Origin of the sequence: Streptacidiphilus sp. MAP12-20 (assembly GCF_041262525.1) — a bacterium.
GTDB lineage: Bacteria > Actinomycetota > Actinomycetes > Streptomycetales > Streptomycetaceae > Streptacidiphilus.
The window spans coordinates 168,658-190,145 of sequence record NZ_JBGCCK010000002.1; the positions used below are offsets into that span (position 1 = coordinate 168,658).

Annotated in this window: 21 protein-coding genes; 10 read left to right on the forward strand and 11 right to left on the reverse strand. The window is 71.6% G+C overall.

Going from position 1 to position 21,488, the window contains the following annotated elements; all coding sequences use genetic code 11:
• Positions 1 to 4 precede the first annotated feature (4 nt).
• Positions 5 to 502, forward strand: a complete 498-nt coding sequence (locus ABIA32_RS03020) for a cupin domain-containing protein (RefSeq protein ID WP_370092167.1) — start codon at positions 5 to 7, stop codon at positions 500 to 502.
• A gap of 13 nt (positions 503 to 515) precedes the next feature.
• On the opposite strand, the gene ABIA32_RS03025 is transcribed toward ABIA32_RS03020, so the two are convergent.
• Positions 516 to 1,115 carry a hypothetical protein gene (locus ABIA32_RS03025; protein WP_370092168.1) on the reverse strand — a complete coding sequence of 200 codons (600 nt, stop codon included), beginning with the start codon at positions 1,113 to 1,115 and terminating at the stop codon, positions 516 to 518.
• A 100-nt stretch (positions 1,116 to 1,215) separates the two neighbouring features.
• Entirely contained in the window at positions 1,216 to 2,466 is a 1,251-nt protein-coding gene (locus ABIA32_RS03030; RefSeq protein WP_370092169.1) for a low temperature requirement protein A, read from the reverse strand.
• Between the two features lie 154 nt (positions 2,467 to 2,620).
• On the opposite strand from ABIA32_RS03030, the gene ABIA32_RS03035 reads away from it, so the two are divergent.
• Positions 2,621 to 4,903, forward strand: a complete 2,283-nt coding sequence (locus tag ABIA32_RS03035) for a helicase (protein WP_370092448.1) — start codon at positions 2,621 to 2,623, stop codon at positions 4,901 to 4,903.
• Positions 4,904 to 4,916: 13 nt separating this feature from the next.
• Here the strand turns inward: ABIA32_RS03035 and ABIA32_RS03040 are convergent, their stop codons facing one another.
• Positions 4,917 to 5,876 (reverse strand): PfkB family carbohydrate kinase, encoded by a 960-nt coding sequence (locus tag ABIA32_RS03040; RefSeq protein WP_370092170.1) that lies wholly within the window; start codon positions 5,874 to 5,876, stop codon positions 4,917 to 4,919.
• Positions 5,873 to 6,517, reverse strand: coding sequence for a bifunctional 4-hydroxy-2-oxoglutarate aldolase/2-dehydro-3-deoxy-phosphogluconate aldolase (locus tag ABIA32_RS03045; RefSeq protein WP_370092171.1), 645 nt, complete (start codon positions 6,515 to 6,517; stop codon positions 5,873 to 5,875). Before ABIA32_RS03045 ends, ABIA32_RS03040 begins: the two co-directional genes overlap by 4 nt.
• A gap of 97 nt (positions 6,518 to 6,614) precedes the next feature.
• On the opposite strand from ABIA32_RS03045, the gene ABIA32_RS03050 reads away from it, so the two are divergent.
• Entirely contained in the window at positions 6,615 to 7,391 is a 777-nt protein-coding gene (locus tag ABIA32_RS03050; protein WP_370092172.1) for an IclR family transcriptional regulator, read from the forward strand.
• Here ABIA32_RS03050 and ABIA32_RS03055 read toward each other — a convergent pair.
• From ABIA32_RS03055 to ABIA32_RS03065, 3 genes are all read right to left on the reverse strand, one after another.
• Positions 7,388 to 8,572 (reverse strand): DUF2306 domain-containing protein, encoded by a 1,185-nt coding sequence (locus tag ABIA32_RS03055; protein WP_370092173.1) that lies wholly within the window; start codon positions 8,570 to 8,572, stop codon positions 7,388 to 7,390. The genes ABIA32_RS03050 and ABIA32_RS03055 overlap by 4 nt on opposite strands.
• 97 nt (positions 8,573 to 8,669) lie before the next feature.
• On the reverse strand, positions 8,670 to 9,191 hold the full coding sequence (locus ABIA32_RS03060) for a PadR family transcriptional regulator (RefSeq protein ID WP_370092175.1): 522 nt from the start codon (positions 9,189 to 9,191) through the stop codon (positions 8,670 to 8,672).
• Positions 9,192 to 9,210: 19 nt separating this feature from the next.
• Positions 9,211 to 9,675, reverse strand: coding sequence for a VOC family protein (locus tag ABIA32_RS03065; RefSeq protein ID WP_370092176.1), 465 nt, complete (start codon positions 9,673 to 9,675; stop codon positions 9,211 to 9,213).
• Between the two features lie 138 nt (positions 9,676 to 9,813).
• On the opposite strand from ABIA32_RS03065, the gene ABIA32_RS03070 reads away from it, so the two are divergent.
• Together ABIA32_RS03070 and ABIA32_RS03075 are read left to right on the forward strand one after the other, a co-directional pair.
• The gene (locus tag ABIA32_RS03070; RefSeq protein WP_370092177.1) at positions 9,814 to 10,254 is read left to right on the forward strand and encodes a heme-binding protein; all 441 of its coding nucleotides are present in this window, start codon (positions 9,814 to 9,816) and stop codon (positions 10,252 to 10,254) included.
• A 7-nt stretch (positions 10,255 to 10,261) separates the two neighbouring features.
• Positions 10,262 to 10,984, forward strand: a complete 723-nt coding sequence (locus tag ABIA32_RS03075; RefSeq protein WP_370092178.1) for a helix-turn-helix domain-containing protein — start codon at positions 10,262 to 10,264, stop codon at positions 10,982 to 10,984.
• Between the two features lie 85 nt (positions 10,985 to 11,069).
• Here ABIA32_RS03075 and ABIA32_RS03080 read toward each other — a convergent pair whose 3' ends face one another.
• Positions 11,070 to 11,471, reverse strand: coding sequence for a VOC family protein (locus tag ABIA32_RS03080; protein ID WP_370092179.1), 402 nt, complete (start codon positions 11,469 to 11,471; stop codon positions 11,070 to 11,072).
• 84 nt (positions 11,472 to 11,555) lie between these two features.
• On the opposite strand from ABIA32_RS03080, the gene ABIA32_RS03085 reads away from it, so the two are divergent.
• Positions 11,556 to 12,182: a GNAT family N-acetyltransferase gene (locus tag ABIA32_RS03085; protein ID WP_370092180.1), complete on the forward strand. Its 627-nt coding sequence runs from the start codon at positions 11,556 to 11,558 to the stop codon at positions 12,180 to 12,182.
• A gap of 56 nt (positions 12,183 to 12,238) precedes the next feature.
• Here ABIA32_RS03085 and ABIA32_RS03090 read toward each other — a convergent pair whose 3' ends face one another.
• Together ABIA32_RS03090 and ABIA32_RS03095 are read right to left on the reverse strand one after the other, a co-directional pair.
• Positions 12,239 to 14,533: a discoidin domain-containing protein gene (locus ABIA32_RS03090; RefSeq protein WP_370092181.1), complete on the reverse strand. Its 2,295-nt coding sequence runs from the start codon at positions 14,531 to 14,533 to the stop codon at positions 12,239 to 12,241.
• A gap of 150 nt (positions 14,534 to 14,683) precedes the next feature.
• The gene (locus tag ABIA32_RS03095) at positions 14,684 to 15,886 is read right to left on the reverse strand and encodes an ROK family transcriptional regulator (protein ID WP_370092182.1); all 1,203 of its coding nucleotides are present in this window, start codon (positions 15,884 to 15,886) and stop codon (positions 14,684 to 14,686) included.
• A 222-nt stretch (positions 15,887 to 16,108) separates the two neighbouring features.
• On the opposite strand from ABIA32_RS03095, the gene ABIA32_RS03100 reads away from it, so the two are divergent.
• From ABIA32_RS03100 to ABIA32_RS03115, 4 genes are all read left to right on the forward strand, one after another.
• Positions 16,109 to 17,470, forward strand: coding sequence for a sugar ABC transporter substrate-binding protein (locus ABIA32_RS03100; RefSeq protein ID WP_370092183.1), 1,362 nt, complete (start codon positions 16,109 to 16,111; stop codon positions 17,468 to 17,470).
• Between the two features lie 98 nt (positions 17,471 to 17,568).
• Complete coding sequence (locus ABIA32_RS03105; protein WP_370092184.1) at positions 17,569 to 18,561, forward strand: carbohydrate ABC transporter permease; 993 nt, start codon at positions 17,569 to 17,571, stop codon at positions 18,559 to 18,561.
• Positions 18,562 to 18,607: 46 nt separating this feature from the next.
• Positions 18,608 to 19,447, forward strand: a complete 840-nt coding sequence (locus ABIA32_RS03110; protein ID WP_370092449.1) for a carbohydrate ABC transporter permease — start codon at positions 18,608 to 18,610, stop codon at positions 19,445 to 19,447.
• A 105-nt stretch (positions 19,448 to 19,552) separates the two neighbouring features.
• Positions 19,553 to 20,935 (forward strand): GH1 family beta-glucosidase, encoded by a 1,383-nt coding sequence (locus tag ABIA32_RS03115; protein ID WP_370092185.1) that lies wholly within the window; start codon positions 19,553 to 19,555, stop codon positions 20,933 to 20,935.
• A gap of 43 nt (positions 20,936 to 20,978) precedes the next feature.
• Here ABIA32_RS03115 and ABIA32_RS03120 read toward each other — a convergent pair whose 3' ends face one another.
• Positions 20,979 to 21,476, reverse strand: coding sequence for a hypothetical protein (locus ABIA32_RS03120; RefSeq protein ID WP_370092186.1), 498 nt, complete (start codon positions 21,474 to 21,476; stop codon positions 20,979 to 20,981).
• Positions 21,477 to 21,488: the final 12 nt, after the last annotated feature.

Genomic DNA, 21,488 nt, shown 5'->3' on the forward strand with positions numbered 1-21,488 from the left:
CCCGATGTCCTACCCCTCGCCCCGCTACCTCGCCGAGAACGGTGCCGCGACGGCCGCCTACCGGCCCGCCTCCGCCGGGCCGGACCTGCTGATCGGCGCGAAGTCCCAGGTCGGCTACCTCGCCACCGGGGCGTCCACGGACGGGCAGTTCGGGCTCTACCGCTGGGACATGTCCGCGATCCCCAACGGCCCCGGCGCGCACTTCCATCGCACCATGTCCGAGTCGTTCTACGTCCTGGACGGCACGGTCTCGCTCTTCAACGGCGAGAAGTGGCTCGACGCGACGGCCGGCGACTTCCTCTACGTCCCGCCGGGCGGGATCCACGCCTTCAGCAACGAGTCCGGCTCCCCCGCCTCGATGCTCGTCCTGTTCACCCCCGGCGCGCCCAGGGAGGCGTACTTCGAGGAGCTCGCCGACATCGTGGCGACGGGCCGTCAGCTCTCGCCCGAGGAATGGACGGAGCTGCAGGCCCGCCACGACCAGTACGAGGCCGACGCATGACCGGCGGCCTCCGCTAGGACGCAGCCCCGGCAGCCCCGACTGCCCTGCTGCCACAGAACCGCCGACGGATCATCAGCACCCCGCCGGTCACCAGCAGCGCACCTGCGCCGACCTCGGCCAGGTTCGGCCCGAGCTGCGAGCCGCCGAGCCCGGCCGCGACCCCACCCCCGGGAAGCCCGCCGCCACCGCCGTTCGTCCCGCCCCCGCCGCCGACCGTGCAGGTCACCCGGAAGACCTTGAACTTGTCCTTGCCCTTCTCACCCGCGAAGTGCCAGAACAGCTTGTACATCCCCTTCGGCAGGGTCAGGTTCTTCGTGTGCCCGGTGCCGTTCGTCAGCGTGATCGTCCCGCTCAGCACCGTGCCCGAAGGCTTGAGCGGCTGATGGACGATGTGCCAGGACACCAACTGCAGCGTGTCGAAGTGGAAGGCGTCGAGATAGAAGACACAGACCTTCGGGTTGTTCCGCTCATCGGTGACCGGCGTCGTGCTCTTGTGTACCTTGACGTCGCCGTTGCTGCCGGGAATCGGAGTCGGCTTCGCCTGGGCGGCCGTCGGTGCGACCAGACCGAGGGCGGCCACGCCGACGGCGAGCAGCGGTACGACTCCGACCACCACTCTCCGCCGCGGGCTCGTAGGGGGGTCAGCAGGAAGGGGGCGTCTCACGGGTGCTCCTCACGGGCCGGGATAGTCCGACGGTCGGACTATCAGGCAATCAGCGTGAGCACCGACCAGTCCTCCGCCGGTGGCACCACGCCCCCTCAGGCCGAAGGATTCCCCACGTTGGCGGAGCGTCAGTCGCCCGCACCCTGGTCTCCAGGCACAGCATCGCGATCAGCACCGCAACCAGCCCCAGCAGCTCCGCCACCGCCGCCACGCGGATGCCGAGCCTGATCGTCGCCAGCGCGCCGACCGCACCCGCGACGCGGAAGCGCATCGGCTCCTCGATGCCGAGACTCAGCCTGAGCGCCAGGTTGCCGAGCAGGAAGAGCGCGACCCCACCGGCCAGCGCCACCGACGGCGCGGTGGCAAGAGGCTCGGGGAGGTGCCCGATGGCCTTCCTCATCCCGGCGGCCAGGACGGCGACGCCCAGCAGCATCGGAATGAAGCTGTAGTAGTACGCGAGCAGCGTGCGACGGAAGCGGGCGACCCCCGTGGCGCGGTGCAGCGCGTGCACCGCCGCCTCCTCGTCGCGGTCGAAGTAGACCCACCACAGCGCCGCCGCCAGGGCCAAGGCCAGCACCACGCCCAGGAACAGGGCCCAGTCCAGCCGCAGCCCGTCCGCGCCGGCGCCGATCGCGATGACCGATTCGCCGAAGACGATGAGCAGCAGCAGGCCGTGCCGCTCCACGAAGTGCGCCGGATCCAGTCCGCCGACCTGGTCGGTGACCCGGCTACGCGCGCCGTCCGAGGAGGTGCCGGTGATCCGGCTGGAGATGATCGGGGTGATCGTCTGCAGCACCAGCGCCGCTCCCCAGAGCTCGTCGGCCGCGGCGCCGTGGACCAGGCCCGCGCCGGTGACGCAGAGCGCGGCCAGCACATTGGTCAGCGCGAAGCTGAGCACGTAGCGGCCGTGCCTGATGGCGTAGAGCGCGCTGTGCACGACCACCACCAGCAGGAATCCGAGACCGAATGCGACGCCGGTGCCGCTGAAGACGTCCGGGACCGCCAGCGCGCAGGCCAGAAAGCCGCACATGCCGAGCATCAGTGGAATCCGGCGGGCCAGCGTCTCCGGCGGGACCTGGTTGGTGAGGTACGCGTACGCCCCGTACATCCAGAAGAGCACGCTGAAGATCAGCAGCACCCGTCCGGCCTGCGCGAAGGAGAGGTTCCGGCCCAACAGCACGGTGAGCTGTGTGATCGTGAAGACGAAGACCAGGTCGAAGAAGAGCTCCAGCGTGGACACCCGCCGCTCGCCGACCGCCTCGGCTCCCTCTTCCGATTCCTCCGCAGCCTGAACGGACATGGCGTGGCCCCCCGGAAAAACAAAAAGCCGGAACGCTGGCGTCCCGGTGATTCTGCTCGTATATTGGAAAGTTCCGTGCCCGGAAACACAAAAGGGCGTACGGAATCGATAGCCTCACTATATCCGAGCGGGAGCAGAATTGTCAAACGACGAAATTCGCCAGGAACAGGAATTCATCGACCTGCTCCGTGCACGCCTCTCCACCCTGGAAGCGGCGGCCGAGGCGGCCGTCGGCTCGGCGCTCGGGCAGGACGCGGGCACCGCCCAGGCACGGCTGGAGCGCGACGTGATGGTGGCGGAGCAGTCGGGGCTGCTGGCCGCCTTCGCTTCGGGCGAGAACGGTCTCTGCTTCGGCCGGCTGGCCTTCGGCGACGGGAGCGACCACCACATCGGCCGGATCGGCATCCGCCGCGACGACGCCGAGCGCACCCCGCTCGTCGTCGACTGGCGGGCCGAGATCGCCCGGCCGTTCTACCTCGCCACCGGCCACCAGCCCATGGGCCTGCGCCGGCGACGTCACATCACCACCGAACGCAACCGCGTCACCGCCCTCCACGACGAGATCCTCGACCTCGACGACGCCGAGCGCAGCGGCCACGAGGGCGCCGACGCGGACGCCGTGCTGCTCGCCGCGCTCGACGCGGCCCGCACCGGGCGGATGCACGACATCGTGCAGACCATCCAGGCCGAGCAGGACCGGATCATCCGCGCCCCACACCGGGGCGTCCTGGTCGTCGAGGGCGGGCCCGGGACCGGCAAGACCGCCGTCGCGCTGCACCGCGCGGCCTACCTGCTCTACGCCTACCGGGAGTTGCTGGCCCGCCGCGCGGTGCTGATCGTCGGGCCGAACCCTGCGTTCCTCGGCTACATCGGCCAGGTGCTGCCCTCGCTCGGCGAGACCGGCGTCCTGCTGGCCACCCCCGGCGAGCTCTACCCCGGCGTGACCGCCACTGGCACCGACACCCCGGCCGCCGCCGCGGTCAAGGGCGGCGCGGCGATGGCCGACGCGCTGGCCGCCGCGCTGCGCGACCGGCAGTCGCTGCCCGAAGCGGAGCTGCTGATCCCCCACGAGGACGGCGAACTGGTGCTGGACCGCGAGCTCGCCCGCGCCGCCCGCGACGACGCCCGCGCGACCCACCTGCCGCACAACCTCGCCCGCCCGCACTTCGCCTTCGCCGTCATCGACGCGCTCACCGCGCAGCTGGTCGATCGGATCGGCGCCGACCCCTTCGGCGGACCGAACCTGCTCGGCCCGGACGACCAGGCCCTGCTGGGCAAGGCGATCGCGACCAGCCCCGCGGTGCACGCCGCCGTCGAGGACCTGTGGCCGCAGCTGACGCCGGAGCAGTTCGTCGCCGACTTCCTTACCGAGCCGACCCACCTCCCACCCGCCGACGCGGCGGCGATCCGGCGCGAGCGGCAGCTTCCCGAGGCTGGGCTTCCCGAGGCTGGGCTGCCCGAGGCGCGGCTGCGCGAGGCGTGGACGGCGGCCGACGTGCCGCTGCTGGACGAGGCCGCCGAGCTGCTCGGCGAGGACGACTCGGCGCGGCGCGCGGCCGAGGAGGCTCAGCGGCAGGAGGAGATCGCCTACGCCCAGGGCGTGCTCGACCTCTCCTACGGCTCGCGCAGCCACGAGTTCGCGGACCGCGAGGACGAGGACTCCGAGGAGCTGGCGGCGCACGACCTCATCGACGCCGAGCGGCTGGCCGACCGCCAGGAGGAGGCCGACCACCGCAGCGCCGCCGAACGCGCCGCCGCCGACCGGACCTGGGCCTTCGGCCACGTCATCGTGGACGAGGCACAGGAGCTCTCCCCGATGGCCTGGCGACTGCTGATGCGCCGCTGCCCGACCCGCTCGATGACGCTGGTCGGCGATCCGGCGCAGACCTCCGAGCCGGGCGGCTGCGGCAGCTGGGCGACGGCGCTCGCCCCGCACGTGGGCGACCGCTGGGATCGTGTCCTGTTGGACGTCAACTACCGCACCCCGGCCGAGATCATGGACGTCGCGGCGGGCATCCCGCGCGCTGCGGACCCCGCCTTCGCGCCGCCCCGCTCGATCCGCGCGACGGGTGTCCGCCCCTGGGCGGTGTTCAGCCAGGATCTGCCGGCCACCGTCGCCGCGGCGGTGGCACGCGAGTCGGCGCAGGAAGGGCAGGAGGGGAACGAAGGCCGCCTCGCGGTGATCGCCCCGCGCGAGCACCTCGACGCCCTCGCCGCCGCCCTGCCGACCGCGTCCGCCGGTCCCGCGCCGGATCTCACCCGACCCGTCGTGCTGCTCGCCCCGGCGCAGGCCAAGGGGCTGGAGTTCGACTCGGTGGTGGTCGTCGAACCGGCCGGCTTCGGCGACAGCGAGCTCTACGTCGCGCTGACCCGCGCGACGCAGCGACTCGGCGTCGTCCACTCCCGCCCGCTGCCGGACGGCCTCAAGCTGCCGTAACGCCGGTGCGCCCTCAGCCTTCGAGACGGCGGCCGGCCAGCGCCGCTGTCTCGGCGAAGGCGGGCACGCGTCCGGTCCCGCCCCGGCCGGAGACGGAGAGCGAGGCCGCGGCCAGGCCGCACACCACCGCGTCGGCGAGCGGGTCGCCGAGGACCAGCCGGGCGGTGGCGGTGCCGGTGAAGCAGTCACCGGCACCGGTCGCGTCGAGCGGGTCCGGGTTGACCGGCACAGGGAAGAACGTGGCACCGGCCCCGTCGTGCAGCAGCAGCCGGTCCGCCCCGGTGGTGACGGCGACCGCGCGGGCGCCCAGCGCGCGGTAGCGCTCGGCGGCGGTGAGCGGGTCGTCGCTGTCGACGAGCGCGTGCGCGTCGGCGGGGCAGGAGGTCTTGAGCAAGCCGGTCAACGGGGCGATCTCGGCCAGCAGTTGCCGCGCCTCCGCTCTGCTCGTCAGCCGGGCGCGGAAGTTGGGGTCGTAGCTCACGTGTCCGCCCGCGTCGTGGACGATCGCGGTGGCAGCGAGGACCGCCGCCCTGCTGCTCGCGGAGAGCGCGCCGGTGATGCCGCTGGTGATCAGCGCGCCCGCACGGCCGAGCAGCTCGCGCCAGGACTCGACGTGCGCGGGCGAGAGAGTGGAACCCGCGCTCCCGGTGCGCCAGTAGACGAACTCCCGGTCGCCGTCGGGGTCCGCGCCGAGGAGGTAGGCGCCGTTGGGGCGGGCGGCGCGGCGCACGTGGGTCACGTCGATGCCGAGGCGGGCGGCGCGGTCCAGCAGCGGCACACCGAGTTCGTCGTCGCCGACCACGGCCAAGAGCGCGGTGCGGGCCCCCGCGGCGGCGGCCGCAGCCGCCGCGTTGAGGGCGTCACCGGAGTAGGAGAGCCGCGCGCCGGTCCCGTCCGCCGCGTCGCGCAGAGCCGCGTCCAGATGGACCTCGACCAGCACCTCGCCCATCACCAGCACGTCGTAGTCGGTCATCGCGCCGCCTCCCCCTCGTCCACGGCGGCGAGCCGGGCGAAAACGGCAGCCAGTTCGGCCGGGTCCGCCGGCAGGCCGCTGCCGATCCCGACCGCGAAGGCCCCTGCGTCCAACCACTCCCCGATCTGGCCGAGCGCGATGCCGCCGGTCGGGACGAGGCGCACCTGCGGGAGGACCGCCTTGAGCGTGCGTATGTACTGCGGGCCGCCGACATGGGCCGGGAAGACCTTCGCCACGCCGGCGTGCCGCGCGGCCGCAGCCACCTCCCCCGGGGTGAACCCTCCCTCCACGAACAGCGCCCCGCGCCGGTTCGCCACCTCGCGCACCTCGGCCGACGCGCAGGGCGAGACCAGGAACGCGGCCCCCGCGTCCAGCGCCCGCTCGGCGTCCTCCCCGGTGGTGACCGTGCCGAGGCCGATGACGGCCGGACGGTTCTGCGCATCCGTCAGCGTCGCGGCCCGACCGACCGCCTCGGCCCAGCCGGGCGTCGAGGTGGTCAGCTCCACCGCCCGGCAGCCTGCGGCGAGCAGCGCGGCCGTCTCCCGCACGGCGGCGTCGGCGTCGGCGCTGCGCAGCACCGGCAGCAGCCGTTGCGCGGCGATGACGGCAAGAACGGGGTGGACAGACAGGTCGGCAGGCATGGGCACCTCCACTTGTTCCACGTAATGGAACGCTGTACTGTGTAATGGAATCGCTGCCGCAGACCTTACCCACATCCGCCGATCCATGGAGAGCCCCGTGCCGTCGTCACCTGAGGGCCGGGGCGGCCGCACGTCCGCAGCCGGCACCGCACTGGAGAAGTCGATGCGCATCCTGGAGGCCGTCGCCGCGCCCGGCGGCCCGCACCGGCTGGCCGAGCTGACAGCCGCCGCAGCCGTGCCGAAGTCGAGCACCTTCCGCATCCTGGCCTCCCTGGTCGAGCAGGGCTTCGTCCGGATCGAGGCAGAGAACCGCTACGCGGCGGGCCCCCGGCTGCGTGCGCTGGCGGCGCAGGTCGGCGGCGCCGAGCCGCCCGGCGTCGAGAGGATCCTCGCCGACCTTCGGGACGCCACCGGACAGACGGTCCACCTCGCCCTGCACAGCGGTGAATCCATCACCTACGTCCAGAAGTTGGAGAACCCGGAGCAGCCCTTCCGGACCGCCTCCCGAGTGGGCATGCAGATGCCGCTGCACACCACGGCGATCGGCAAGAGCATCCTGGCCCACCTCCCGACGACGGAGGCCGACGCCCTGATCGCCGCCACCGGTCTCCAGCGCCGCACCCCGCGCACCCTCACTTCCGCCGAGGCGCTGCACGCCGAGCTCGCCTCGATCCGCGCCCGTGGCTTCGCCGTCGATGACGAGGAGAACGAGCCCACCATCCGCTGCCTGGGCGCCCCGATCCTCTCCCCGTCCGGCCGCCCGCTCGGCGGCGTCAGCATCACCACCGTGACCTTCCTGGTCCCGCGCGAAGAGCTCGAGACCTTCGCCCCCGCCCTGCTGAAAGCGACGGCGGCGCTGGCACCCCTCCTCTAAGGCGCCTGCACCGCCGCGGCCGGCATCCGGTCGCCCTCGGCTTCACTCTTCTGCTGAAGCTTCAGCACCTCCCGCGCGACCAGCGCCCGCACGCTGACCGCTGCCGTGGCCCAGAACGCCAGCATCCCGCAGCCGATGGCGACACCCGCCGACATCGCCGTCTCCCGATCCAGGCCGAAGGCACGCTCGAGCGGCAGCACCGTCGCCAGCGAGAAGACCGGCGCGAGGCAGAGGGCGACCAGGTGCAGCCGCCACTCCTCGCGGGCCCACGTCCGGCCCTCGCGACCTGCGCGCCGCTGACGCCAGAGCATCACCGCGTAGGTGGCCACCCACGGCACCAGATAGCCCGCCAGCAGCCGGTGGCCCTGCGCGCCCCAGCCGAGGTAGGCCGTCGTGATCCACACCAGCGCGCCGGCGGCCGCCAGTTGCGCGACGGCGAGCACCGGCATCGGCACCCAGCTCCCGGTCACACCGGGCACCGTGGCCCGCTTGTCCAGCGCCCGCGAGGCCAGCAGCGCGCCGAAGGCGACGACGGAGCCGAGGTGCATGACCGCGATCCGGTTGATCTCCGCCATCGACAGCCCGGGGAAGAGCACGGGCAGCGCGCCCCACTCGAAGCGCAGCAGCGGAGCCGTCATCAAGAACCCGTAGCAGAGCAGCATCCAGCGCTGGTGCAGCTCGGGCAGCCGGCCCACGGCGGCGCCGATGCCGAAGGTCACGCTCATCACCGTGCCGACCAGGATCGTCGCGAGCACGATCCAGAAAGCAGCCCCGCTGAACGCGTCACGCGGCGCGGTCCGCAGCAGATAGACGGCCGCGCCCGCCATCGACACGTAGACGGTGACCGCGAAGAGCACGCCCATGGCCCGGTGCAGCCGGATCCGCCGCCGGACTGCGGAGAGCAATTGGATCGGTCCGAGCAGCATCAGCAGGCCGCCCAGCACCGAGTGGACGATCATCGCGGCGAGGCTGTGCCGGTACGGCGCGATCCGGGTCGCGAGCGCGGTGGCGACGTAGTGCGGCGAGACCATGTGACCCAGCAGCGACTGTCCGATCGCGGGCGCCCCCGGGTGGGCGTAGGGCCAGAGCTCGGTCATCGCCACCGGCGCGTAGCCGACGCAGACGACGACCACGGCGATCATCGCCGCACGGCCCCGGGCGATCCCCCTCGGACGGTTCACGGCGACTCCTTCGCTTCCCTCGCTCGCTCATAGTCTCTCCTGGACTATCGAGAAGGTAGGGCGGAACCAGGACCCGGTCAAGAGGTTGTTACCCGAGTCAGTTACTGTCGGCGCGCGCCTCGACCCAGGCCCAGAAGTCGAGCATCATCCGCTCGTAGCGGATGCCGAACTCCAGCGCCTCGCGCTGCCCCCGGCTCAGCAGCTCGCCGACGCTCCCGGCCAGCGACTCGTACTCGGCGAGCGTGCGCTCGTGCTCCCCCAGCTGCACCGGTGCCAGTACCTCCCCCCGCGCGCCGAACCAGAGCTTGAGGATCCCGCGTTCGCGCGCCTCCACCGGCACGAACGCCGGGTCCCCCAGCCACTCCGCGAGCGCGGCCGAGCCAGCCTCGGTCAGCCGCATCAGCCGCCGGTTCCGCCCGCCCGCCTGCCGTGCCTCCGCGAGCAGGCCCGCCTCGACCAGCCGGTCGCACTGCGCGTACACCTGGGCGTGCGGCATCGCCCAGAACGGCGCCACGGTGCGCCCCGCCTCGACCTTGACGTCGTACGGCGTCGCCTCGCCCAGCGCGTCGATGATGCCGAGGACGAGGTACGAGGACGTGGTCAACCGGGTGTCAGCCATGGCGAGACGTTATCGCGGGCTACGCCGCGCAGAACTCGTTGCCCTCGGGGTCCTGCATGACCCACCAGTGCCCGGCCGGGCCCCGGTCGACCTCGTTCAGGCGCTTGGCGCCCAGACCCTCCAGGCGCGCGACCAGTCCGTCGAGCCCTTCCGGTCCGGCGTGGACGTCGATGTGCAGACGGTTCTTGACGGTCTTGGCCTCCGGCACGTCCTGGAAGAGCAGCCGGCGACCTCGGCCGATCCCGGTGAACTGGTCGAATGGGTCCTCGGGGTGACGGATCGCGGCAGCGCCGCGGAAGACCCGGCGTCCGCCGTGCTCGGCGATCAGCTCGGGGCCGACCTGACCGGCCGCCAGCAGGTGCTCGATCAGCGCGCTCTGGTCCTCCACCTCGTAGCCGAGGGCGGCGGCCCAGAAGTCGGCGAGGACGGGGGCGTCCGCGGTGTCGATGACGAGTTTCCAGTGAAGTGCTGAGGGTCCGGTCATGTCAGCGGTTCTATGTGCCTGCGGTGCCCCGCGCAAGTCAACGCGCCCACCACCGCGACAGATTGCCGTGCACGCGCCCCGGTCCGATACACCCTGCCCCTGGCCGCCTTCGCCGCACGGCCCGCAGAGTGCTGCCTCATGACCCAGCCACCCGTGCTCGATCTCGCCACCGCCCGCGACCTCTGCGACGCCGCCCTCGCCGCAGCAGCCTCGCGCTCGCTCCTGGTCTCCGTCGCCGTCGTCGACGCGGGCGGACACCTCGTCGCCTTCGCCCGCATGGACGGGGCCGAGATCGCCGGCCCGACGCTCGCCGTGGACAAGGCGTTCACGGCCGTCGCCCACAGCGCGCCCACCCACGAACTGGCCGTCGCAGCCGCGCCCGGCGGGCCACTCTTCGGACTGCACGCCGCCGGACAGGGCCGCTACGTCATCTTCGGCGGCGGCATCCCGCTCCGCGCCGAACCCGGTGGGGTGATCGTGGGCGCCGTCGGCGTCAGCGGCGCGCCGGACCCGGCCGACGACACCGCCTGTGCCGAGGCTGCCGTCGACGCAGCCGCGGCCCGCTGGACCCGGCGATAATCGAGGCGTGTACGAGGAGCAGCCGGCCGCACGAATCCCGGGCGGGGTCATCTGGACCCGCGATCGGGAAGTCGCCGCGACGGCACCTGTCCGCGTGCTGCCCGACGGCTGCATGGACCTGATCTGGTTCGACGGCACGCTCCTCGTCGCCGGTCCGGACACGACGGCGCAGCTGGTGTCCGGCGGGGCCGGTGGGGCCGGAGGGAGCTACGTCGGCCTGCGCTTCGCGCCCGGGACGGCGCCGGCGGTGCTGGGCGTGGCCGCCTGGGAGCTGCGGGACCAGCGGGTGCCGCTCCAGGCGCTCTGGCCCGGGCGGCGCGTGCGGGAGCTGACCGAGCGGGTGAACGACGCCACCGACCGCGCCGCCGCGCTGGAGGCGCTCGCCGCACCTTTCGGGGCCCGCGCGGACCCGCACGGTGACGACGTGGCGGCCGGTGTCCTGTGGGGGCTCCGGCGCGGCCTGGGCGTGCGGGAGCTCGCGGGCGAGCTGGCGCTGAGCGAGCGCCAGCTGCGCCGCCGCTGTCTGGACGCCTTCGGCTACGGCCCCAAGACGCTCGACCGCGTCCTGCGCCTCGGCCGCGCGCTCGAACCGGCGCGCAACGGCGTCCCCTTCGCCGAGGTCGCGGCCCGCGCCGGCTACGCCGACCAGGCCCACCTGGCCCGGGAGGTCCGGGCACTCGCCGGCGTGACGCTGGGCCGACTGCTCGCGGACGAGGCCGCCCGCGCCTGAACCCGCTTCCGTTCCCGCCTCAGGCTGAGGCGGGCAGCGCTCAGGCAGGCAGCTCTCATTCAGGCAGCGCTCATTCAGGCAGCGCTCATTCAGGCAGAGGCGCGAACAGGTCCACGCCGTTGCCGTCCGGGTCGTGGACGACCGCGTAGCGCATGCCCCAGAAGGCGTCCCAGGGCTCCTTGTGACCCGCGTACCCGGCGCCGACCAGGTCCGCGTAGGCCTTGTCCACCTCCGCCGGGCCCGCGCACGCGAAGGCGAGTCCCATGCGCGCGCTGCCCGTCGGGGGCGTCCAGTCGGGGTCGAAGCTGTGGACGACCGCCACCGTGTCCCACGCCATGCGCAGCCCGCCGGGCAGCAGGCACTCGACGTGCGGCTCGGCGTCCGCCTCGGGCGGCAGGTCGAGGCCCAGGCGGCGGTAGAAGGCCAGCGAGGCCGCCATGTCGGCGACGACCAGGCCGATGAGATCGAATCGTGGCTGAGGAGTCATGCCCCCACGCTAGGCAGCCACGCCGTCCGCCGTCTTGAACGAAACGGACGTGCCCGCCGATCCGGGAAGTGATTAGGTGAGCCCGTGAGCAACGAAGCCATGCCAGTGCCGACGCCCGTCACCGCTCGGAACGCCACGCCCGCCGACGTCGACGCGATCGTCGCGGCCATGACCACCGCGTTCTTCGACGACCCGCTGTGGGGTCCGGCCTTCCCTGACCCGGGCCGACGGGCTGAGCAGGCTGCTGCCATGTGGCGGCTGCTCGTGGAGTCCTCGCTGCGCTACCCGTGGATGCTGGTCACCGAGCACGTCGAATCGGCTGCCCTGTGGATCCCGCCGGACGGCGCCGAGCTCACCGACGAGGAGGAGCACGGGTTCCCCGACTTCCTGGCCGGGATCACCGACCCGGAAACCGCCCACGGCATCGAGGCCATCCTCGACGCCCTGGAGGCCGCGCACCCGCGCGACGAGCCGCACTTCTACCTCAGCCTGCTGGCCACCCACAGCGACCACCGGGGCCACGGCCTCGGCATGGGCCTGCTGCGGGAGAACCTGGCCCGGATCGACGCGATCGGCATGCCCGCGTACCTGGAGTCGTGCAACCCGGGGAACAACAAGCGCTACGCGAGCGTCGGCTTCGTCGCCAAGGACGAGGTCCGGGTTCCCTCGGGCCACATCGTGACCACGATGTGGCGCCCCGCGCGCGGCTGACCCGAAGGCCGGCCGCACGCGAGGCTCGCGATGATCCACCCACAGCATCAGGGCTGCTAGGGGTAGCTCACCACGTCACTCGGCCCGCCGAAGGTCGAACTGACGGGCTTGCCCACGCCGTTGACGACCGAGTCGATGCCGCCGCTGCCGTTCAGGAAGACCGTGAGCAGGTCGTGCAACTGGACGCCGGCGGTGTTCGGGACCTGGAAGGCCATCGCGTTGTGGATGTTCACCCCCTTGCTGAAGTAGGAGTAGCTGCCCATCCCGTAGCCCTGGAAGCTGGTCACTCCGGGGGCGACGTAGAACGCGGGGTAGCCGTTCTGGCTCGGGCTCGCCATCCAGGCGGCCTGGCTGGGCACCTCGTAGGGGTTCTCGTTCTGGAAGAAGACCACCTGCCCGCCCTGGCCGTTCCAGACGGTCTCGTTCTTCTGGAAGTGCTCCACGGCCAGGCCGGTCGCGACGACGTTGTTGCCGTTGACGACGAGTCCGGTGTCGCTCTGGTCGCCGGTCCAGCCGCCCGCGCCCGCGCCGTGGTCGGCGCGCCAGATCCACGCGTCGTCGATCAGCGAGTTGTTGCTGTTGTCGATGAGCGCGGTCGTCGCCGACCCTGCGGTCGCGCCGCCGATCCGGAAGAAGACGTCGTCCAGGCTCACCGGGTCGGCCGCGTGGTTCACGGTCGATCCCTGCGTGCCGACCTGCAGCAGCGCCGGGGAGTTGGTCGCTCCCGCATCGAAGATCACGCCGGTCACGTTGACGCCGCTGACGTCGGCCACGTTCATCGTCACGTTGCCGTTGCTCGGCACCAGGGTCGGGAAGCCGATCCCGACGATCTTCGTGTCCGGATTGGTCACGTTGATCGTGCTGGGCACGGAGTAGACGCCCGGCGTGAAGAGCAGGTTGTCACCGGCCGCGAGCGCCGCGTTGATCTGGTCGACCGTCGCACTGGGCTGGACCACGAAGAAGCTGTTCAGCGACAGCGAGGTGCCCGGCGTCGAACCGTTCTGCCACGTGGTGCCTGAGGAGTTGGCCTGCGTCGCGGGGACGAAGACGTTGTAGTTGCCGCTCGCGTCGAGGTAGAGGTAAGGCGCCTCCCGGGTGACCGGGCAGGTGGCGAGCGTGGTGTAGGAGTTGGGACCGCCGCTGTCACCGGAGTTGGCCGCGAAGGACTGCGCGGGCGCGCCTGGCGATCCGCAGAAGACCTGGTTCCAGACCGCGTTGCTCCAGCCGTCCAGACTGCTGTTGCGAGTGAAGAACTGCTGCTGCGAGCCGTTGGTGACGGTTCCCCCGGTGAACTGCGAGTCGGCGATGAAGCCGCCGCTGGCCCAGTCGGGCGAGCCGGTGCAGTAGTCCATCAGGCTCAGGTTGCCGTTGATGTGCACCCGGCGCAGCGGCGCGGCCTGGGAGACGGCCCAGAAGTCGTCGCCCGCGTAGCAGCCGGTCATGCCCGTCACGTTGATGGTGAGGTTGGTGAGCGAGCGCCAGAAGTTGGTGGTGGCGTAGCACTGCGTCTGCACGCCGCCGTTGCACTGGTTGTAGACATCGACCGTGCCGTTGATGACCACGTCGCCGGGGTTCCGGCCCAGTCCCGCCACGCTCTCGTAGAAGCCGACCGAGAAGATCAGCGGGCTCGCGGTGGAGCCGTAGGTGCCCGGCTTGAACAGGATCGAGTAGCGCTGCGTGCCGAACTCGTTGCCGGCCTGGGCGTTGGCGATCGTGTTGAGCTGGCTCTGGATGGACGCCTGGCTCATGCCGGGGTCGAAGACGAGGACGTTCGGGCCGAGGCTGCCACCGGTCGGCGGAGGCGGCGTGCCGCCGCCCGAGCCGCTGCCGTAGACGGAGAACTCCCAGAGGCTGTAGCCCCACTGGGTGTTCCGCTGCGTCCCGTACATCCGGATGTAGCGGCCCGAGCCGCTCACGTTCAGGGTCTCGGTGCCGCCGGGGCCGGTCGTCGTCGAGTAGACGGTGGTCCAGTTGACGGCGTCGGCCGAGGTCTGGATCTGGTACGCCTTACCGGACGCGGTCTCCCAGTTGAGCACGACCTGGCAGACGCTCTGCGTGGAGCCGAGGTCGACCTGGAGCCACTGCGGGTCGCTGAACGCGCTCGACCAGCGGGTCCCGGTGTTGCCGTCGACAGCGTTCGAGGCCGGGTCGCCGGCGTTCTCCAGCGAGGAGGCGGCGGCGGGCTTGTTGAGCGCGAGGTTGGTGGTGCCACAGCTCGCCGCGGCCGCTCTCGGCGCGAAGCCCGCCTGCATGAGCAGACCGGCGAGCAGCAGGGTCAGGACGGCCAGCAGGGTGGTGAGCGGGCGGCCGCGCGATCTGCGGACGGCCGGGACGAACGAGACGGGACTCATGACACTCCTAGCACGGTGGGTGGGCTGCAGTGCTGGGTGAGAGAGCGCTCTCTGCGAGGAGCATCGTGCGCGCCTGATCCGCGCCTGTCAATAGAAAAGGTAAACGGTCAGGACACTGAGGAAACGTCAGCAGTGCTCTCCGGCAGGCAGTTACGCACCCGACTCGAGGAACCGTGCCACCGGCAGCGTCGCCGCTCCGCGCGCCACCGCGTCCGGGCCGAGCGCGCCCAGTTCCACCGAGGTCAGCGAGTACGGCAGCCGCAGCGAGTGCGCCTGCGCGACCTCGTGGATCCGGGGCAGCAGCCGCGGCGCCATGGCCAGCCCGGCCCAGCCGCCGATGATGACCCGCTGCGGGTTCAGGAAGTTGACGACATTGGCGATCCCGACGCCGATCCGCACCGCCGTCTCGTCAAGTACCGAACGGGCGGCATCCCCCGCGGCGCCCGCATCGACTTCCGCCAGGGCCAGGATCCGGCCCAGGCCCTCCTCCTCGTCGTCCGTGTCGATGACCGCCGCCCCGACCGCCTCGCGGTACCGCGCGATCACCGCCTCCGCCCCGACGTACGCCTCCAGGCAGCCGCGCGCGCCGCAGCGGCAGAGCCGCCCGCCGTACTCCGCGTTGAGGTGACCCCACTCCCCCGCGCTGGTCGTCGAGCCGCGGAACGGCGCGCCGTCCACGATCACGGACGCGCCCGCACCCGAGCCCAGCAGCAGGAAGACCGCGCTCTCCGCACCGCGCCCGGCGCCGAACCACATCTCCGCCTGGGCCATCGTCCTCGCGCCGTTGTCCACGAAGAGCGGCAACTCGGTGTGCTCACGCAGCAGCTCCTCCAACGGGAGCGCGTCCCAGCCGATCGTCTGCCCGTGCACGACGGCGTACGGCTGGTGCTGCACGGTGCCGGGCACGCCGATGCCGACGCCGAGCACCGGCGCCTGCGCCCCCGCGGTCAACTCGGCCAGTCCGGCCGCGATCGCGGGCACCACGGCCTTCGGGTCGAGCTGGCCGCCGAGCACCGGGACGTCCACTGAGCCGAGTTCGCGCAGCCCGAGATCGAAGCGCTCCAGCCGGATCCGCGTCTCGCCGACGTCCACCCCGATCGCCTCGAAGCGCGCCGCGTCGACCCGCAGCAGGATGCGCGGCCGCCCGCCGTCCGACTCGACCGAACCGGCCTCGACCACGATCTTTGCCTCGATCAGGTCGGCGACGACATTGCTGACGGAGGCCGAACTCAGGCCCGTTGTCTGCACCAACTCCTGGCGGCTGAGCGGACCGTGGAAGTAGAGCCGGCGCAGGAGCATCGCGCGGTTGCCGCGCCGCAGGTCACGGACGTTTCGGCGGCCCTCGTCGGTCATGCGCCCACCTTCCCTGGTCGAGGCATTCACTCGGCACCCTACTGGCACATTGCCTGGCACAGTCGCGCCGCAACCTGTTGACGGCTGATTGTCTCACAGGTTAAATCACGTCTCGAACTAAGCCATGAGCAAAGCCTCTCCGGCAGAATCTCCGCCACGCTGCCACCACGCGCCGCCACCGCACGCTGCCGCTGAACCGCCACCCACCGAAGGGCTCCCACCATGCGCGTCCTCAACTCCGCTGCCCGCACCCCCCTCGCCCGCAGATCCGCGCTGCTCACCCTGGCCGTCTCCACCGCGCTGCTCGCCTCCGCCTGCGGCAGCGGCGGCTCGGGCGGCGGCGGCACCGCCGGCAGCTCGGGCGGCTCGCAGACGACGCTGACCTACTGGGCCAGCGACCAGGGCGGCTCCATCGCCCAGGACGTCAAGGTGCTCACCCCCGAGCTGGACGCGTTCACCAAGCAGACCGGGATCAAGGTCAAGCTCGAGGTCATCGGCTGGAACGACCTGCTCAACCGGATCCTCGCCGCCGCCAGCTCGGGCCAGGGCCCGGACCTGGTCAACATCGGCAACACCTGGTCCGCCTCGCTCCAGGCGACCGGCGCCTTCCTTCCGGTCTCCGACGACGTGATGGGGCAGATCGGCGGCACCGGCCGCTTCCTGCCCGGCGCCCTGGCCGCCACCGGCGCGCCCGGCAAGCCGCCGGTCGGCGTCCCGATCTACTCGATGTCCTACGCCCTCTACTACAACAAGGCCATGTTCCAGGCCGCCGGCATCAGCACCCCGCCCGCCACCTGGGCCGACTTCGTCGCCGACGGCAAGAAGCTCACCAAGAACGGCCAGTGGGGCGTCTCCGTCGAGGGCGCGAGCACCTCCGAGAACGCGCACCACGCCTTCACCTTCAGCGCCCAGCAGGGCGGCAGCTTCTTCGACAGCGCCGGCAAGCCGACCTTCGACACCCCGCAGAACGTCGCCGCCCTCAAGCAGTACGTCGACTTCGTCGCCGCCGACAAGATCGCCAACCCGAGCAACGCCGAGTACTCGAACGGCACCGAGGCGGTGAAGGACTTCGCCACCGGCAAGGCCGCCATGCTGCTCTGGCAGTCGGCCGACGCGACGCTCGCCACCTACGGCATGCAGTCCGGCCAGTACGGCGTCGTCCCGGTCCCGTTCGCCTCCGCAGGCGCCAGCGGCCCGACCCACGTCGACTCGATCGTGGCCGGCATCAACCTCTCCGTCTTCGCCAACACGAAGAACAAGGACGCCGCGCTCAAGTTCGTGAAGTTCATGGTCAGCAAGGAGACCCAGACCGCCCTCAACAAGGCGTACTCCTCGCTGCCCTCCGTGTCCGACGCCTACACCGACCCGGCCTTCCAGACCGAGAGCGTCAAGGTCATCCAGAGCGTGCTGGCCAACTCCGCCGCGCCGATGCCCGCCGTCGCGACCGAGAGCCAGTTCGAGACCGTCATCGGCTCCGCGCTGAAGAACCTCTTCGCCGACGCCGCCAGCGGCAAGCCCGTCACGAACCAGTCCGTCGCCGCCCAGCTCGACCAGGCCCAGCAGCAGCTCCTGGCCGGCGGCTGACCGGCAGGCGGCCGACCCGCACACTGAACGGATCTGGAACTGCACCGATTCGACTGCACGGTCTAGAACAGCAGCACCACGGAAGGACCCCACGACCGATGCCCGCCGCCATCGACACCGCCCGCAGCAGGGCGTCCGCGCCGCGCCCCGAGCCCCCCAGCGCCTCCTCCCCGCGCTCCTGGGCCCGGATCCGCCGAGCCGGCCTGCCCTACCTGCTGCTGCTGCCCGCCGTCCTCTTCGAGCTGCTGGTGCACGTGGTGCCGATGCTGGTGGGCATCTTCATGAGCTTCAAGCACCTCACCGAGTTCTTCATCCGCAACTGGAGCGCCGCGCCCGGCGCCGGCTTCGACAACTACCGCTTCGCGCTGGACTTCAACAGCGCGGTGGGCCGCAACCTGCTGCACTCCTTCGAAATCACCTGCGGCTTCACGGTGCTGACGGTCGGCGTCTCCTGGCTGCTCGGCACCGGCGCGGCGCTGCTGATGCAGGACCCGTTCCGCGGCCGCGGCCTGCTCCGCACCTACTTCCTTGTCCCCTACGCCCTGCCCGCTTACACCGCCGCGATCACCTGGGAGTTCATGTTCCAGCGCGACTCCGGCCTGGTGAACCAGCTGCTGGTGCACGACCTGCACCTGTTCAAGACCGCGCCGTTCTGGCTGCTCGGCGGCAACAGCTTCTGGGCGCTGGTCGTCACCGCCGTCTGGCGGACCTGGCCCTTCGCCTTCCTGGTCGTCACCGCGGGGCTGCAGAACATCCCCGGCGATCTGTACGAGGCGGCCGCCATCGACGGCGCGGGCACCTGGCGGCGGATCCGCTCGATCACGCTGCCGCAGCTGCGTCCGGTCAACCAGGTGCTGGTGCTGGTGCTGTTCCTGTGGAACTTCAACGACTTCAACACGCCTTTCACGCTCTTCGGCAACGTCCCGCCGCCGCAGGCGAACCTGATCTCGGTACAGATCTACGACACCTCCTTCCAGAACTGGAACTTCGGCTCGGGATCGGCCATGTCCGTCCTGCTCCTCCTCTTCCTGCTGCTGGTCACCGCCGTCTACCTGCTCGTCACCAACCGGAGGAGGAAGGCCGTTGACTAGCACACGCACCGGGCGCACCCCTCGCACCAGTCGCCCCCGGTCCCCGATGGCTCCGCCGCCCGCGTTCGTGTGGACCCGACGGATCGGCCTCACCCTGCTCGGGATCTTCACCTTCCTGCCGCTCTACGTCATGGTCAGCAGCTCGCTGAAGCCGCTCCAGGACGTGCAGGCTGCCTTCGCGTGGCTGCCCACGCGGCTGACCTTCCGTCCCTACGTGGACATCTGGAGCACCGTCCCGCTGGGCCACTACTTCGTGAACAGCCTGGTGGTCGCCTCCTGCTCCACCGCCATCTCGGTGGTCCTGGCGATCCTGGCCGCCTACGCGGTCAGCCGCTACCGCTTCCGCGGCCGGCAGCTGTTCAGCGTCACGGTGCTGTCGACGCAGATGTTCCCCGGCATCCTCTTCCTGCTGCCGCTCTTCCTGATCTACGTGAACATCGGCGCCGCCACCGGGATCCAGCTGTCCGGCTCGCAGCTCGGGCTGGTCATCACCTACCTCACCTTCACCCTGCCGTTCTCGATCTGGATGCTGGTCGGCTACTTCGACTCGATCCCGCGCGAGCTGGACGAGGCGGCGAAGGTCGACGGCAACGGCCCGATCGGCGCGCTGGTCCGCGTGATCGTGCCGGCGGCGGTGCCCGGGATCGTCACGGTCGCGGTCTACTCCTTCATGACCGCCTGGGGCGAGGTGCTCTTCGCCTCGGTGATGACCGACGACTCCACCCGCACGCTGGCCGTCGGGCTGCGCAACTACGCGTCGCAGAACGACGTGTACTGGAACCAGATCATGGCGGCTTCCCTGGTGGTGAGCGTGCCGGTGGTCGTGGCCTTCCTGCTGCTCCAGCGCTACCTCGTGGCCGGCCTGACCGCCGGCTCGGTCAAGTAGCGGCCCCCTTCACCTCGTACCGCCTTTCACCCCGCACTGCCCTTCGCCCCGCACTGCCCTTCACATGCACTGCCCTTCACCCCGCACCGTGAGCTGAGGAGACCCATGCCTGCGCCCGACCCCTCCGTGTTCGACACCTCCGTGTTCGGGCCTGACTTCCGCTGGGGGTCGGCCACGTCCGCCTACCAGATCGAGGGAGCCGTCGCCGAGGACGGCCGGTCCCCCTCCATCTGGGACACCTTCTGCCAGGTGCCCGGCGCGATCGACAACGGCGACACCGGCGCGGAGGCCTGCGACAGCTACCACCGCTGGCCCGAGGACGTCGCCCTGATGCGCACCCTCGGCCTGGACAGCTACCGCTTCTCCATCGCCTGGCCGCGCGTCATGCCCGACGGCACCGGCACGGTCAACCGGGCCGGTCTCGACTACTACGACCGCCTGGTCGACGCCCTGCTCGAAGCCGGGATCCGGCCCAACGCCACGCTCTACCACTGGGACCTGCCGCAGGCCCTGCAGGACCGGGGCGGCTGGCCGGCCCGCGCGACCGCCCGCGCCTTCGCGGACTACGCCTCCGTCGTCGCCGCCCGCCTCGGCGACCGGGTCGCCGACTGGGCCACGCTGAACGAACCGCTGTGCAGCGCCTGGATCGGCCATCTCGAGGGCAAGATGGCCCCGGGCGTCACCGACCTCACCGCGGCCGTCCGCGCCTCCTTCCACCTGCACCTGGGCCACGGCCTGGCCGCGCAGGCCCTCCGCGCCGCCTCCCCGGGTCCGACCAGGATCGGCATCACCAACAACCTGAGCACCTGCGAGCCCGCCTCCGACAGCGAGGCCGACCACGCGGCCACCCGGCGCGCCGACGGACACATCAACCGCTGGTGGCTCGACCCGATCTTCGGCCGCGGCTACCCGCAGGACATGCTCGACCACTACGGCGTCGAACTCCCGGCCCTGGACGGCGATCTGGCGACCATCGCGCAGCCGCTGGACTGGCTGGGCGTCAACTACTACTTCCGCCAGATCATCGCCGACGACCCCGGCGCCGCGGCACCGGGCTTCCGTCAGGTGCCGGGCCCCGGCCCACGGACGGCCATGGACTGGGAGGTGCACGCCGCGGGGCTGGAGGAACTGCTGCTCCGGGTGACCAAGGAGTACGGCGCGCAGAGCCTCATGGTCACCGAGAACGGCTCGGCCTACCGGGACGTCCTCACCGCCGACGGGCAGGTCCTCGACCCCGAGCGCACCGCCTACCTCGAACAGCACCTCGCCGCCTGCGCCCGCGCGATCAAGGCCGGCGCGCCGCTGACGGCGTACTACGCCTGGTCGCTGCTGGACAACTTCGAGTGGGCCTACGGTTACGACAAGCGCTTCGGCCTCGTCCACGTCGACTACCCGACCCAGCGCCGCACCATCAAGTCCAGCGGCCACCGCTACGCCGACATCATCCGCACCCACCGCACCCGCTCCACGCCCCCGGCCGCGGCCTGAGACGTGAGGCGTGAGGCGTGAGGCCTAGCGCTGCTGCACGGCACTAGACCGGGGTCACCCCGGCCGGGCCCTTGGGGAGCGGGAAGACGAAGTGCCGTGGCATGCCCGTCGGCCGGGCACCCGGGTAGTCGAGGGTCAGCCGGGTGAACCGCACCGACCCGGCATGGCCGGACCAGGACACCGGCCGGTCCAACGTGACCTCGACCGGGAAGCGGTGGAAGTGTCCGGCCGCGCAGTAGGGCACGCAGTCGTTGGCCACGTCGGTGCCCGAGGCGCGGGCGGCGCTCCCGTTCCACTGCGTCCAGTGCAGGGAGACGAGGTAGTTGTTCCCGTCTCCGCAGGCGACCACGTACGTGCCGGGGCGCGTCTGCGGGTGGCCGACGCAGTCGAGCAGGATCGGCGTCCGCACGGCCTGCTGCGCACCGGTGCTCTGCCCGCCCGGGGCGGGCGCGCCGGAAGTGCTGGATGTGGAGGACGCCGCCGCAGGGACCAGGGACCCACCGCAGGCCAGGAGTGCTGCTGCCAGTTTCATCAGTGCCATCGCGCGCTCTCC